This window comes from Janibacter sp. CoH_79_TC_3, assembly GCF_058197955.1.
The window spans coordinates 68777-83526 of the sequence record NZ_JBXWIV010000005.1 but is presented as its reverse complement, the minus strand read 5'-3'; the positions used below and the strand labels follow the sequence as shown (position 1 = coordinate 83526).

11 protein-coding genes, 1 tRNA gene and 1 pseudogene are annotated in these 14750 nt (G+C 42.7%); 5 read left to right on the top strand and 8 right to left on the bottom strand.

Annotation, left to right across the window (positions count from 1 at the left end):
- Positions 1-57: 57 nt before the first annotated feature.
- Positions 58-1896 (top strand): single-stranded-DNA-specific exonuclease RecJ, encoded by a 1839-nt coding sequence (gene recJ, locus AC2FA3_RS06730; RefSeq protein ID WP_490508919.1) that lies wholly within the window; start codon positions 58-60, stop codon positions 1894-1896.
- 78 nt (positions 1897-1974) lie between these two features.
- Here recJ and AC2FA3_RS06725 read toward each other — a convergent pair whose 3' ends face one another.
- From AC2FA3_RS06725 to AC2FA3_RS06690, 8 genes and pseudogenes are all read right to left on the bottom strand, one after another.
- Positions 1975-2637, bottom strand: coding sequence for a trimeric intracellular cation channel family protein (locus tag AC2FA3_RS06725; protein ID WP_490508918.1), 663 nt, complete (start codon positions 2635-2637; stop codon positions 1975-1977).
- Between the two features lie 71 nt (positions 2638-2708).
- Positions 2709-3344 (bottom strand): trimeric intracellular cation channel family protein, encoded by a 636-nt coding sequence (locus AC2FA3_RS06720; protein ID WP_490508917.1) that lies wholly within the window; start codon positions 3342-3344, stop codon positions 2709-2711.
- A gap of 14 nt (positions 3345-3358) precedes the next feature.
- Positions 3359-4540, bottom strand: a complete 1182-nt coding sequence (locus tag AC2FA3_RS06715; RefSeq protein ID WP_490508916.1) for a multidrug resistance efflux transporter family protein — start codon at positions 4538-4540, stop codon at positions 3359-3361.
- 113 nt (positions 4541-4653) lie between these two features.
- Positions 4654-5121: a hypothetical protein gene (locus AC2FA3_RS06710; protein WP_490508915.1), complete on the bottom strand. Its 468-nt coding sequence runs from the start codon at positions 5119-5121 to the stop codon at positions 4654-4656.
- A 135-nt stretch (positions 5122-5256) separates the two neighbouring features.
- Positions 5257-6078, bottom strand: a complete 822-nt coding sequence (gene dapD / locus AC2FA3_RS06705) for a 2,3,4,5-tetrahydropyridine-2,6-dicarboxylate N-succinyltransferase (RefSeq protein WP_201609012.1) — start codon at positions 6076-6078, stop codon at positions 5257-5259.
- 149 nt (positions 6079-6227) lie between these two features.
- Complete coding sequence (locus tag AC2FA3_RS06700; protein ID WP_490508914.1) at positions 6228-7169, bottom strand: alpha/beta fold hydrolase; 942 nt, start codon at positions 7167-7169, stop codon at positions 6228-6230.
- A 114-nt stretch (positions 7170-7283) separates the two neighbouring features.
- A pseudogene (locus AC2FA3_RS06695) lies at positions 7284-8864 on the bottom strand (amidohydrolase).
- Positions 8865-9252: 388 nt separating this feature from the next.
- Positions 9253-9328: transfer RNA gene (locus tag AC2FA3_RS06690), tRNA-Asn, on the bottom strand.
- A 403-nt stretch (positions 9329-9731) separates the two neighbouring features.
- Between AC2FA3_RS06690 and AC2FA3_RS06685 the strand changes: the two genes are divergently transcribed.
- The 4 genes from AC2FA3_RS06685 (at position 9732) to AC2FA3_RS06670 (ending at position 14746) form a co-directional block, all read left to right on the top strand.
- Complete coding sequence (locus tag AC2FA3_RS06685; RefSeq protein WP_490508913.1) at positions 9732-10490, top strand: SDR family NAD(P)-dependent oxidoreductase; 759 nt, start codon at positions 9732-9734, stop codon at positions 10488-10490.
- A 71-nt stretch (positions 10491-10561) separates the two neighbouring features.
- Positions 10562-12271, top strand: a complete 1710-nt coding sequence (locus tag AC2FA3_RS06680; protein ID WP_490508912.1) for an NAD(P)/FAD-dependent oxidoreductase — start codon at positions 10562-10564, stop codon at positions 12269-12271.
- A gap of 23 nt (positions 12272-12294) precedes the next feature.
- Positions 12295-13326, top strand: a complete 1032-nt coding sequence (locus tag AC2FA3_RS06675; protein WP_490508911.1) for a DUF1365 domain-containing protein — start codon at positions 12295-12297, stop codon at positions 13324-13326.
- A 61-nt stretch (positions 13327-13387) separates the two neighbouring features.
- The gene (locus tag AC2FA3_RS06670; RefSeq protein ID WP_490508910.1) at positions 13388-14746 is read left to right on the top strand and encodes a class I SAM-dependent methyltransferase; all 1359 of its coding nucleotides are present in this window, start codon (positions 13388-13390) and stop codon (positions 14744-14746) included.
- Positions 14747-14750: the final 4 nt, after the last annotated feature.

Below are 14750 nucleotides of genomic sequence, written 5' to 3'. Positions count from 1 at the left end.
ACGACAGTGCTAAAAATTCCCATTGTGGCTATCTGTCAAAGCCAGTAGAATACCAACATGCTAAATTTAACCCCCCGTTATACCAGCACTCGCATCGACGAGTTGCCCGCCGCGTTGCAATCGCTTGCCGCTCAATCATTCACCCTTGCTAGGCTTTATGCCGGTCGCGGTATCACTGCGCCTGATGAGCTAGAGACTGGATTATCTGGTTTACTGCCTGCTGAGATGCTACATGGCGTCACCGAAGCAGTGTGTTTGTTAGATGTCGCTATCGATGAAGGTCAGCGTATCTTAATCGTTGGGGATTTTGACTGCGATGGGGCAACCAGCACGGCACTAATGATGCGCGCGCTGACAAAGATGGGTGCGGTCGTTGATTTTTTAGTACCTGACCGTTTTAAATATGGCTATGGTCTGACGCCGGAGATTGTCGAATTAGGTATCAAGACTTATAAGCCCGACATGATTGTGACGGTGGACAATGGTATCTCGAGTCACGAAGGTGTGGCGCGTGCGCAAGCTGATGGCATCACTGTCATTATTACTGACCATCACCTGACTACCAAAGAGACACCTCCCGCAGAAGCCGTTGTCAATCCCAATCAGCTCGACTGTAACTTTAGCAGTAAGGCATTGGTCGGTGTTGGCGTGGCGTTTTATGTGCTCGGACGCTTAGCAAAACTGCGCCGTGAAGCAGGCAAGTCTAGCGTGCAAGTCAGCCAGTATTTGGATTTGGTGGCACTTGGGACGATTGCTGATGTAGGCGTACTTGATAAAAACAATCGCATTTTAGTCCATCATGGTCTGAACGCCATTCGTCAAGGGTGCTGCTCGCTCGGTATATTGGCATTGCTTGAACAAGCGGGTCGTGATCCTAAGCAATTACAGGCGCAGGACTTTGGTTTTGTTTTAGGTCCGCGTATCAATGCTGCTGGGCGTATGGATAATATGCGTATCGGTATTGAGTGCTTACTAACCGATGACTGGAGCACCGCACAACGTTTGGCACAAGAGCTTGAACAACTGAATCGTACCCGCCGCCATGTGGAAGGTGAGATGCGCGCGCAAGCGGATAGTATTGTGCAAGCATTAGCTGCTACTGATTCTAATGCTGATGTTAATACTGATGCTGACGAGAGCGATGCTATTATTATTCAGCACAAGCTTGAGCAACAGATTGTTAATAATCAAAATCGCAGCATTATTTTATATCAAGATGATTGGCATCAAGGCGTTATCGGTATCGTCGCTGGCCGTCTAAAAGAAAGCCATTATCTGCCCAGTATCATCTTTGCGCCAGCAGACACAGAGCGTACGGGTGACGACGATGCCATCAAGGGCTCGGCGCGCTCTATCGCTGGCGTACATATTCGTGATGCGATTGAGCAAGTTGCCGAACGATATCCTGATTTAATCAGCCATTTCGGTGGTCATGCCATGGCAGCAGGTTTGACCATCAAACGTTGCAACTTTGATGGCTTTGTGACCGCGTTTAACGAAGTGATGGCGCAGATGGATGATGAAGTCTTTGCCGAGCAGAAATTTACCGATGGAGCACTACAAGCGGGTGACTTTAGCTTATGGTTTGCAGAACATTTAGCCAATGCCAGTATCTGGGGTCATGGCTTTGCGCCGCCGATATTTGATGGCGTATTTGAGGTGCTGAGCTTTAAGATATTAAAGGACAAGCATCTTAAACTGTCGCTACGTTATCCTGATGTGCAATATCCGATTGAAGCAATCCAATTCAATTTTGATAGTGGTGCTTGGGATTACCGCGCCGAAAAAGTGCATTTATTATTTCAGCTAGACATTAACGAGTGGAATGGCAAACAAAGCTTACAGTTGATGGTAAAAGACCTAGCGCTGGTAAAAGAGACGGTAGCAGAAAGCTAGCGAGTTGATTGGACTGGTAGTGATTTTATTAATAGTTGCTAGATTTTCATGCTTCCATGCTTTAATAACTCCATAACTTTAATACTTCCATTCAATAGTCGGAAATTGCCAGTCATAACGGATAGCAAGCATACGTAAGGTAAAAATCGTCGCCATTGCCGAGATATCAGCAATCCAAGCGGTCACGCCAAGATTGTGCAGCGCAAAGTAGAGAATACCGCCTGTTAAAGCGGCACTGATATAAATCTCTTGCTGTAGCACCAATGGAATTTCATTACAAATCATATCGCGGATGATGCCGCCGACAATAATCGTAATCACTCCCAGTAGTAATGCCACTGGCACATTGGTGCCTATACTATCAGCAACCTTGATACCGATTAACGTAAAGGCTGATAGCCCTATCGTGTCAGAGAGCTTGAGGAATTTATCAACGCGCCTAGAGTTAGGGTGAAAGAATATCTGCATCACCAGCGAAGAGATGGTAATAACCGTCAGATAACTCATGTCCACCATCCAAAACAGCGGATGACGATCCAGAATGACATCACGCACCGTACCGCCGCCGATGGCAGTCACAATCGATACCAGTAAGCAGCCGAATACATCAAAGTTCTTATGCTTAGCTAATATCGTCCCTGAGATACTACAAGCGACAATCCCAATCATATCAAACAGATAAATCAGCGAGCGCGGGTCAAAAGTAGTAATCAATTCAGAATCTAAAGCGATGGTGAGCATGCGTTTTTCTCATTAAAGCACTACTATTAAAGCATTGATATTAAAACACTGATGTTTTCTTCGCTAATCAGTTAATCGACCAAACGAATCGAAGGCAGGTGCCAGTCGAATTTAAGCGCCAACATACGCACGGCAAAGATGATAAATAACATCATAAACTCATTGATAACTGCGTCAACACCCCAGTAATCAAGCGCCAAATAGCTCAAAGACCCTGCAATACTGGCGGTGATATAAATCTCGCGCTGCAACAGTAGCGGTATCTCATTACATATAATATCACGTAATAAGCCACCAATAATCGCCGTCCAAACCCCCATCATAACGGCAATAACTGGCGACACATCTTGCGCCAAAGCCACTTTAAAACCAATCACACTAAAAGCCGCCAGACCAATCGCATCAAACAGCTTAAGCGCTTTATCAATCTTATGATACAAATGAAAGAAAATTTGTAGAATAAGGGAGGTGAGGGTAATGACGATGACATAGTTAAGGTCAGTCATCCAAAATAGCGGATGACGATCGAGCGCCATATCACGTAATGTACCGCCGCCAATGGCATTGACCATAGAAACCAAAATACAGCCAGCAATATCAAAGCCTTTATGCTGCGCCAGCAAGGTGCCGGCAATGGCACAAGCAATGACGCCCACCATATCTAATAAATACAGCAGAATATCGGGAAAAATAAAGTTACTTATCATGATTTATGTGAGCCTCAACCGTCTTTTGCAAATAATATTAGGCCTAGCATAATCAGCCCAATACCGACCAATCCCAATGTTGAAGGTAGCGCGTTATTCAACAATAGTATACCGCCAATCAAAGCAAAGATTACCTCGCTGGCTTGGGTCGAGTCAACGCCTGCGACTTCACTTGAGGTCACTGCTTGTTCACGCGCATAAAAAAATATGCTCGTCGCCGCAACGCCAGCCAGCAATGCCACTAGCAAGATATTAAATAACTGGGTGGTTGCAGGAGGTTCAGGTTGTATAAAAACGCCTAAAATTAGCCAAAATGGCAAACTACCCAATGTCATGAGCCAAACCTTATTAAAGGCATTTTGTAATAGCGTCGTCTCGATAGCAGGAATACGGGCGATGAGGTTTCGTAGAGGAGAGGAAGATTTAGCTTCGATGGTAGGATTTGTATTTAACGTAATGCTGCTATCTACCGAACTATTTATGGCAGCAGATAAGTCGAAAGCTTCTGCGACAAGCGGTTGGTTAGTATCGACGTTATTATTTTTATTGGTATGAGGCTTCGTATCGGCTTCTCGCGCTTGTTGCAGCTTCTCGCTATTTTTATGAGAATTGTGTTTACGTGAGTTGTGGGAAACCTGCCACACCAGCTGATTGCCGATTGGGTAACTAAAAGCCGCGATTAATGCAGGTAGGGCACCGTAAAGCAGCATTTCTGCCATCGGCGCGCTATCAATATCGGTGAGGGCAGAGGCGCGCAAGCCTTCGCTGACGTTGACCAATACCACTCCGATAAACACCAAAAAGGCATAAATGATAAACTTTTTATCGAAACGTTGTCCAAAAGCCAGTAGTACCAATAGGCTGGTGACAACAGTAAACATAAAGGTAGCAGCAACGACCCAGCCAGCGACGTGGTCGCCAGCATAGCAAATGCCTGTATAAAATATCCCAAAGCCAATGCTGCCGGTAAGACACCAAAAGCGCCAATGCTGACGAAAAATAGTCGCAAGCTCTCTGATGCGACCAAAGCCGTGTTGCAGAATAATAATGGCGGTGATAATCAGCCACATAAAGACATAGCGTAGGCTCGCTGACCAAAACCAATGACCACCGGCATTACTCATCAGCTCATTTAAAATAAATGTCGAGCTAAAGAACGCCCCCGCCAATAAGCCTAATAAAATCAGTTTGACCATTCATGCGTCCTTGCAGTCGGCTCGTTAGCTATTTAGAGTATATTTAGTTTGTTGTTTTGGATATTTGCTTATCTGAACCGTTGACTTCTATAACTAGCGCAAAGGTCATTTAGTTATTTACCTTTGGCATCGGCCCAAATAATCTTATGCAATTGTAATTGAAAACGTACCGGTAAAGCGTCTGCTAGCATCCATTCAGCCAACTTGCGTGCCAATACTGGCACCTCAAGGCTTCTTAATGCTTTATCAGCAGCTACCTCTTCTGCGATATTAAACATCGGTGAAAACCAAACCGTACCAACCAATTTATCCAGCTGATACTCAAGCAGTTTTTCTTTCGCCCACTCATAATCAGCGCGGTTCATAATGACAAATTTGATTTGGTCATGTTGGGTAAGGTAGCTAAGATTTGACCGAAGGTTTTTATCAACTTCGCCTGAGCTTGGCGTTTTAAGATCCATCACTTTGCTGACCGCTGACGGTATATTTTCTACCGTCAGCGCGCCGGCAGTTTCGAGCGATATCTCATAACCGTCATTTAACAAACGCTGCATTAGTTCATCAGCGTCCAAACGAGGCAAAGATTATAACGTAACGTCTTAGATTAAACTTGCCATTAACCTGCTATAGAGCATTAAAAAAGATGCTAGAGTCAGCCCTAGCATCTTTATGATAAAAACAATTAATGTAATGATTAAAACTTAATAACTAAAAAGCTAGGCCAAACGTAATAACTCATTAACTGATGTTTTAGCACGGGTTTGTGCATCAACTTTTTTTACGATAATTGCAGCATATAAGCTGTGAGTGCCGTCTTCTGATGGCAAGCTACCCGGTACAACTACTGAGCCTGCTGGTACACGGCCGCGATGAATCTCGCCCGTTTCGCGATCATAAATACGCGTCGATTGACCGATAAACACGCCCATAGAAATCACTGAGCCTTCTTCTACAATAACGCCTTCAACGATTTCAGAGCGCGCACCGATAAAGCAATTGTCTTCAATGATGGTTGGATTGGCTTGCAGCGGCTCTAAGACACCGCCGATACCAACGCCGCCTGATAAATGCACATTTTTACCGATTTGGGCACATGAACCAACCGTTGCCCACGTATCTACCATCGCGCCTTGGTCGACATAGGCACCAATATTGACGTACGATGGCATCAATACGGCACCGGCTGCGATATATGAACCTTTACGAGCAACCGCTGGTGGTACCACGCGCACGCCAGCTGCTTTAAATTGCGCTTCTGTCCAATTAGCAAACTTCGTTGGTACCTTGTCATAAAACTGCACGTGTTCGCCCGCAGCTTGGACATAGTTATCGTTTAAACGAAATGATAATAAAACGGCTTTTTTAGCCCACTGATTGACCACCCATTCGCCATCTTTTTTCTCTGCCACCCGCAAGCTACCGTTGTCTAGTTGCTCAAGCACTTCATTGATGGCATCGCGTACGTCTTTTGGCATGGTTGCTGGGCTATATTCGTTACGATTTTCAAAGGCTTGTTCAATGGTTTGTTGCAATGACATAAATATTCCTAAAGTTGGTAAAGGTAAATAAAACGATGGTAATAAGTGTGGTCGGTTATAAAAAGCTTTGGGTATTGCTGATAATTTAGCGAGTTTTAGCAAATAGGTTAGGTGCATTATCAGAGCTATTATTATTGCTAATGCTGATATTAATGATCAGCGCTGTTAATTTTTATCCATTCTAAAATATCTTGATAAACCAGCGCTTTATTCTGTTCATGAATTGGCTCATGACGCATGTGCGGGTAGAGTTGTAGCGCGACATTGCTAAAGTTCTGTTTTTCTAAACGGCCGGCAATTTTACGGATGCCTTTGCCCATATCGCCAATAGGATCATTCTCGCCGCTGACCAATAACATAGGAAAATCTTTGGTGATCGTTGTCGCCCAGTTTTTATTGAGACCAGCTTCCATCAAGGTAAATAAAGTTAGAAAACCATTATTAGTAAATTCAAAGCCAGTTAATGGATCGGCTTCGTAGGCTTCGACAGCCGCAGGGTCTTCGTTTAACCAGGCAAATTTTGAAGAAGAAATACGATTATCAAGCTTGCTGTTGAGCACTTTATTCATCGTATTGGCAAAAACTGAGTTTGGCTTTTTAGGCGCCACTTTTGCCAGTACTTTATTAATCGGTAGTAGCACTTTGGTCAATGGATTGGCATCAGCGGTGCCCATTAAAATTGCACCGCTAAAGTTACGCGCATGATGTTTGAGGACGTTGCGCACGATAAACGAGCCCATCGAATGCCCCATGACAAAGTGCGGCACGTTAGGATGGCGTGCCTTTAGGCTGTCTGCCATGATAATGACGTCTTTTAATAATGACTGCACCGGATGTTCGTCAGCAAAGAATCCCAAATCACTGGCTGATTTAACCGTCTGTCCATGACCAAGCTGATCATAAGTGGCGACCGCAATACCGTTATCTGCTAAAAACTGCGCAAATTCTGCATAACGCTCACTGTGTTCTGCCATACCATGCACAATCAGTAGGGTAGCAATAATCGGGGTCGTATTATCACTTGGCTCAAAAAAAGTATGGTGCAGATAATGCGTGTTATCAGAGGAAGTAATTTGTTCGGTGTTACTCATAAACGAATCCTGATGTTGATATAAAAGAGACAGAAAAAACTTTATAGTCAAACCTATAGAGATTTGACTATAAAGCATTAAAGTGTTCATTCTTAGTATGCTGTTATTATAGTTTTATTTTGCTGGGCGCTGATAGATTATTTTACCTTCTTTAATAGTCGTTACGACATTAATATCTTTAAGCTTATCTGCATTTATCGTCAACGGATTGGCATCTAATATAACCAAGTCAGCTAGCTTACCCTTCGTTAATGTACCTTTACTATTTTCATCATAGTACTCATAAGCGGCATTAGTCGTAATGGCTTTGAGCGCTTGATAAGGGGTCGCGCGCTCATCGACACCGATAATCTTACCTGAGCGCGAGGTGCGATTGACCGCTGACCAAATGGTAAATAACGGATCGACGGGCGTCACGGTATCGTCAGAATGGTTGGTGTATTTTAACCCCATTTTATCCGCCGTCGCTATCGGGCTTGAAAAATCAGCGCGTTTTTTACCTAGATTATTGACATGCACATCACCCCAAAAATAGGCATGATTGGTAAAAAATGACGGTAGCATCTTGTACTTTTTAAAAGACTCTAACTGGTCAGGGCGTGCAAACTGGGCATGAATAGGCACCGTACGGCGATCTTTATCGGCGGCTTGTCCAGTCTTCTTAACCGCATATTAATGTGCTTTGATAATCATATCTGTCGCGCCATCGCCATTGTTATGAATAAACAGTTGGTTATCACGCTGATAAGCCTTTACAAACATCTCATTGAGCTCATCTTGGCTAACACTTGGTAAGCCACGACAGTCTTTTTCGCAGTCTGGCACTGGCATCAAATAAGGCTGACTAAAGTAAGCGGTCTTACCTTGCGGTGAGCCATCGGCAACGATTTTAGTCCCTTGTACTTTAAAGCCGTTTTGATAAGTCTTCCAGACAAAGTCTTTGTCCGCTAAGTTTTCATCTAAATCGCTGACACCAGCAAGGGCGACCAAATCAATCTTGAGTTTGCCCGCATCGGCTTGCTTTTGGAAAAACTGGATGGTGTTACGAGCCGTCGAGCCATTATGCGCAGTAGTCAGACCATTTTCGGCATAGTAATCTTGGGTCTGCTCAAAGAATTTGGCTTGATTGGGCTCCAATACCTCTAGCATACGACGAACGAATGGATACATAGCAATTTCTTGGACAAGACCATTTGGTTCGTTAGAGCCTTTAACCCGTGCAATATTACCGCCATCTGGGTTTTTGCTAGCCGCAGTCACTTTCATAGCCGCCAAGCCTTTACTGTTTGCCACACCCATATGGCCACTGGTATGTTGCAAATAAACAGGATTATTCGGCAATACTTTATCGATGTCTGCTTTGGTTGGATGACGCTCCTCAGCTAATTGACTCTCATCATAGCCCCAACCGTATATCCACTCCCCATCAGCAATCTTGTTATCTGTTTTATAAGCTTTTAAGGCTTGCAGCATATTTTCAATATTATTGACTTTGCCGACTGGTGGCGGGTTTAAGTTTACCTGCCCCATGGTATTTGACACCATATCAAAGTGGCTGTGCGGATCAATAAAGCCTGGTAATAACGTCTTGCTGTTTAAATTAACTTGCGCCGCATTTTTATATTTTGATTGAGCAGTATTCAAATCACCAGCGTAAGCAATCTTGCCTGCCTGAGTGACTAAAGCTTCGACCATCTGCGGCTGCTCACCTTCCATCGTGATGATATGGCCATTGTAATAAACAGTAGCTGAGTTACTTGCCTGTTCCGTATTTACCCGTTCTATGGTGGTTTGCATGGCAGTGCAGCCAATCATACTCATCAGTCCAATACTCAGTAACGTCGGCTTAATGATGCTTATAGTCATGGCGCTATCCTTAATATTGTTTTTAGATAAATAAGTGCTGTCACCAATTTAACGACAAAGCTTTAAGGGGTCAATGTTATTTATGATTTTATCGTCATTACGAAATATAGCAGTTATAAAAATAGCAGCCATAAAAAAACCCTCATCAAAGTGATGAGGGTCTTGGCAAATGCCATAATCGAATCAAAGGAGATTCAAAAAATTTACTACTAAAATATGGCTCTCCAACCTGGGCTCGAACCAGGGACACACGGATTAACAGTCCGTTGCTCTACCAACTGAGCTATTGGAGAATAAGTTGCAAGTGTTTAATCGCTTACAACGAGCTTAGAAAGTCTCTAACGAGTTCTTGCTAAGTGGGGCGTATTCTAGCAAAGATAAAAAATAGGTCAAGCTTTATTTACATATTTTTTTAGATAAAGGCATCTATATTATGAAAAGCGATGATAAACAGTTTTATACAGCGAATTTGTTCAGCGTTTCATCCAGATATCTGTTTGCGAAGTAACAACAATTTGAGATGCCTAGTTATACTATAATTATTTAGATTTGATAAATAAACGAAGCTATTGGTTAATGAAATGATGTTAATAAATTAATATTTCTTATAACTATCTAATGCTTAAAGGTATATTTAATAAGCATTTATCAAAAAAACTGTATATAAGACAGCAAGCAAATAAAAGGATGTTTACGATGACAGCGACGCTTAAAAAACAACATATTGTGATTACAGGTGCGACCTCTGGTATTGGCTATCAGTTGGCAAAAGACTATCTGCAAGAAGGACATTATGTTTATGCCGTTGGTCGTGATGACAAAGCTTTGTCTGAGCTTAAATCATTGGGAGCAGAGACGATTGAGCTCGATCTGATGGATCGAGATAAAGTAATCGCAGCTTTTGATAATATTAGTGAGATTGATTTGGCAATTTGCGGCGCTGGCATGTGTGAATATTTGGATATGCCAAACTTTGATAGTGCGGCGTTTATGAAAGTGATGTCAGTGAATATGGGGACATTATCACATGCTATTGAAGGCGTGCTACCAAAGCTGATCGCTTCAAAAGGTCGTTTGGTCGGTATCGGCTCAGCATCGGCTTATGTGCCCTTTGCCCGTGCAGAGGCGTATGGTAGCTCAAAAGCAGCTATCCATTATTTGATGAAAACTTTGCAAATTAGTCTTGCACCGCAAGGCGTAGCGGTGAGCTTAGTCGTTCCCGGCTTCGTTGAAACAGCAATGACCAAGCAAAACGATTTTCCAATGCCGTTTCTACAAACACCCGAGCAGGCAAGCCAAGCGATTCGTGACGGTATTGCGAGCGGCCATGACGTGATTGAGTTTCCTAAAAAACTGACGTTGCCATTAAAGGTATTAGGGACACTACCTGATTTGGTTTGGCAACACGTCAGTGAAAAAATCAATAAAAACCAATCAGTAAAAAATAGTCAATAAAAAACAGTCAGTTTTGATGCTTTTGAGTAGCTGTTTTAAGCATTTATAAAGAACATAACAAGGAACACGCTATGCCGTTTTTGCGCCGTAAATCTAAGCAAATATCTAGTCAAGTAGAAGCTGTTATTAGCAATACAAGCCGTCATTCAGAGAATGCAAAGGATGTTCAGGCTAAAAAACGTATCGCTATCATTGGCTCAGGGGTATCAGGATTAACTTGTGCTCATTACTTGGCAGCGCAATTTGACGTCACCGTATTTGAAGCCAGTGATTATATCGGTGGGCACGTAAATACCATTGATGTGACGCTACAAGACGGTAAAAAGTATAAACCTAATAAAGTTGAAAACAGTGCCATAGATACTGGCTTCATTGTCTTTAATGAGCGCACTTACCCTAACTTTTTTCGCCTGCTTCATGAGCTACAAGTACCCTTTCAAGCAACAGACATGAGTTTTTCTGTTAAAAATACGGCACGAAATTTTGAATATAATGGTCATACGCTTAATACCTTGTTATCGCAGCGCAAGAATATTTTCAACCCGAAATTTTGGGGCTTTATTAATGATATTTTGCAGTTTAATAAACAGGTGCGTCAGCTACGCCAAGATTATGATAAGGCACGCGAGCAAGGGCAGGATATTGCTATTTTTACCAAGCAAACGCTAGGTGAGTATCTAGATACTAAAAAATATGGTGATTTATTTACCGATAATTACCTACTGCCGATGGTGTCTGCCATTTGGTCGACCAGCCTGCGCGAAGTACAAGATTTCCCCTTAGTGTTTTTCGCTCAATTTTTTGATAATCATGGTCTGCTAGATGTGGTCAATCGTCCGCAGTGGTTCACGATAAAAGGCGGCTCTAAGCAGTATGTGAATAAGCTAGTCAAACGTTTTGTAAAAGCAGGCGGCAGCGTTCGCGTGAACAGCCCTGTGCAATCCGTTATTCGCGAAGATGACAAGGTAATATTGAAGGTTATAGATACAATGGATGATAAGACGCAAACACTTATATTTGATGAGGTCATCTTTGCTTGTCATGCAGATACCGCGCTCAAAATATTACAAGATACCAATCCTATTGAACAAGAAGTATTGAGTCATTTTACCTTTACCGAGAATACAGCCGTCCTACATACAGATAGCGCAGTCTTACCGAAAAAGTCGCTGGCATGGGCAAGCTGGAACTATTTAATCGATGGTAAAAGTGCTATTAACAATGATAAAGAACAGCCAGAAACTGCCGTAAAGCCCGTATTGACTTATCACATGAATATTTTGCAGCGTTTAACCAAGCAGCATAATTACTTAGTTACACTCAATCATGAAATAGATGAAAGCCAAGTTATCAAGCGTATCGACTATAGTCATCCGGTGTTTAATAATCAGATGATAGCTGCGCAAGGGCAGTGGTCAAGTATCTCTAGTAGCGATTCACACACCCATTTTTGCGGTGCTTATTGGTTCAATGGCTTTCATGAAGATGGCGTAAGAAGTGCGCTACGCGTCTGTCAGGCATTAGGATGCGACATCGATATTAAGGATACCGTTGACCCAAATCATCTGCCTGATACCGAGAGTGCTCATACGCCGTTCCGATATAAAGACTTGCCAATAAAGGCAGACAAACAGTTACGTAAACTTAAAAAACGTCAGATAATCACTGCCACGACCAATCAAGAATTAGTGGTATATATTGCAACTCTAGAGCCATCTGCCAAAGTAGACAGTAAGAAAAAACTGGGATTTTTCGCTCGTCGTAAAGCCAAAAACACTTAGTAGGCTTAGCCAAGGAGGGTATGATGAGTAATGAGATGCAACCGCCTAATATTAAGTCAAATGAAGACTTAGATGATATTCATACTAGATTGCCGCACCAAATTTTTTATGGAAGTACATGGCACAGTCGCTTGTTACCCAGTATGCATAAATTTGCTTATCCTTATCGTTATTGGGGGGTCAATATTAGTGCATTAGCGGCAGGGCAACCACTCCCAGAAGTTAATATTAATACGTCAGTTTTTTCCAAAAGTAAGATTTTAAAAAAACTGCTCTTATTCTCTGGTACCAAAAAGGCCTTGCAGCAATTCCACCCCAATGATTATTTACCAGGGTTAGGTTTAGAAAAAAATAGCCTAAGTAAAAAAAAGAATGCAGAATCAAATACAGCAAAGGCATTTAGCGCTGACCAAGCGCTAGAGCAGCGTTTAATACAGGCATTTACTAAACAGACGGGTAGTGCGCCAACAGGCGATATGATTGGCATGCTTGTTTGCCGCAATGCTGGTATTTATTTTAGCCCAGTGAATTTCTATCTAGGTTTTGATAGCGAGCAAAATCCTACCCATCTGCTAGCAGAGGTGTCAAATACTCCATGGGACAAACGCCATTATTATGGGTTTCTATTAGACGGCGCAAATACAGAGTTTTGTCATGATAAAGACTTTCATGTGTCGCCGTTTAATCCCATTGATCAGCAGTATTGCTGGCAAGTTGCGATAAAAAGTACAGTAAAAACTGAGACAAAAAAACAGTCGCAAAGCGGTTTACAAGTTCGGATTGCTATTAATATCAGTGACTCGCGCGGTGAGGTTTTAAAAACAGGTATAAAAATGTCTGGTACACCAATGACAGCAATCACCATTCGCGAAAGTTTGCGCAAAAACCCATTGATGAATGTGACGTCTTTGACCCGCATCTATTGGCATGCTTTCAAACTTTATGCCATTAAAAAAGTGCCCTATATTAACTATGATGAAAAGTTAGCCGATAGCGAACAGCAACAATCGAAGGTGGGTAAAAAACCGGATATGAGAAATAAACTGCAAAAATAAGCCCCACGACTTTAGAAATCTAATATTCAGCATGATGCATTTAAACAAGGATGATTACAGAATGTCAGCACGACCAACCGACAGAGCACCCGCCTCAAAATTAGGAAGAATTAGCGCCCGTATGAGCCGAACGATTAATGAAAGCGCTATTTTACAACCTATCAATAGCAGCGTGAATTATGTGGCAAAACAAGCCATATTTCGTGCTCTCACTCATATTCAATTTGGCAGTATTACTATTATTGAGGATTTTGTTGGACAAGATGCTAAGCCGCATCTTTTTGGCAAACCATCTTCTGACAACATGAGCAGCTCAGCTATCGGTCGTCATCCGTTAGACATCACACTTATGATTCATGACAGCAACGTTTATCGTCAGTTGTTATTTGGCGGTTCTATTGCGCTAGCGGACAGCTATATCAATGGCGAATGGGATACGGATGATTTGACAGGTTTGATTCGACTGGCGGCACGTAATTTGGCAGTGCTTAATCAGTTAGAAAGCCGTTTTGCAGGTATCAATAAAACGTTTGAGCGGGCCAATCATAAGCTGCGCAGCAATGATAAATCTGGCGCGAAATCTAATATCTTAGCGCATTATGATTTGGGTAATGAGATGTACCAGCGTTTTTTAGACGATACGATGATGTATTCATCAGCAGTTTATAAAAATGTAGATACGACATTGGCTGAGGCGCAGCAGCACAAACTGGCCTTGATTTGTGAGCGTCTACAACTAAAACCTGAGGATACTGTGCTAGAGATTGGCACTGGTTGGGGCGGTTTTGCCATTTATGCCGCGCATCATTATGGCTGTCAGATAACGACCACAACTATATCGGACGCGCAATATGAAGAGGCGCAGCGCCGTGTTGCAGCGGCTGGGCTGTCAGATAAAATCACCCTACTCAAGCAAGACTACCGTGAGTTGACAGGGCAGTATGACAAGCTTGTGAGCATTGAGATGATTGAGGCAGTCGGACACGAATATTTGCCGACGTTTTTTGCCAAATGCAATAGCCTGCTGAAGCCGACAGGCTTGATGGTATTGCAAGCCATTACTTTTAATGATCAACATTATCAAGATTATATAAAGTCAGTCGATTTTATTCAAACCCACATTTTCCCCGGTGGTTGTCTATTATCCAATCAAGAATTAACTACGCAATTTACCGAACAGACAGATATGGTCATTAAGCAGTTGCATGACTACGGCTTTGATTATGCTTACACACTGCGCGATTGGCGTACTGCGTTTATGGCACAGCGTGAAGAGATTAAAGCGCTCGGTTATGATGAAGCGTTTATTCGCCTATGGGAGTTTTACTTCTGCTACTGCGAAGGCGGATTTTTGGAGCGGACGATTGGAGTAGTACAAGTCACCGCGGTCAAGCCAAACAATATTGATGCATGGCATTAATAGG

Bases quoted from the DNA above. Each gene is read 5' to 3' on its own strand.
- AC2FA3_RS06700 (WP_490508914.1), bottom strand. From the start codon at position 7,169: ATGAGTAACACCGAACAAATTACTTCCTCTGATAACACGCATTATCTG.
- AC2FA3_RS06670 (WP_490508910.1), top strand. From the start codon at position 13,388: ATGTCAGCACGACCAACCGACAGAGCACCCGCCTCAAAATTAGGAAGA.
- AC2FA3_RS06685 (WP_490508913.1), top strand. From the start codon at position 9,732: ATGACAGCGACGCTTAAAAAACAACATATTGTGATTACAGGTGCGACC.
- AC2FA3_RS06725 (WP_490508918.1), bottom strand. From the start codon at position 2,637: ATGCTCACCATCGCTTTAGATTCTGAATTGATTACTACTTTTGACCCG.
- AC2FA3_RS06720 (WP_490508917.1), bottom strand. From the start codon at position 3,344: ATGATAAGTAACTTTATTTTTCCCGATATTCTGCTGTATTTATTAGAT.
- AC2FA3_RS06675 (WP_490508911.1), top strand. From the start codon at position 12,295: ATGAGTAATGAGATGCAACCGCCTAATATTAAGTCAAATGAAGACTTA.
- recJ (WP_490508919.1), top strand. From the start codon at position 58: ATGCTAAATTTAACCCCCCGTTATACCAGCACTCGCATCGACGAGTTG.
- AC2FA3_RS06715 (WP_490508916.1), bottom strand. From the start codon at position 4,540: ATGGTCAAACTGATTTTATTAGGCTTATTGGCGGGGGCGTTCTTTAGC.
- AC2FA3_RS06680 (WP_490508912.1), top strand. From the start codon at position 10,562: ATGCCGTTTTTGCGCCGTAAATCTAAGCAAATATCTAGTCAAGTAGAA.
- dapD (WP_201609012.1), bottom strand. From the start codon at position 6,078: ATGTCATTGCAACAAACCATTGAACAAGCCTTTGAAAATCGTAACGAA.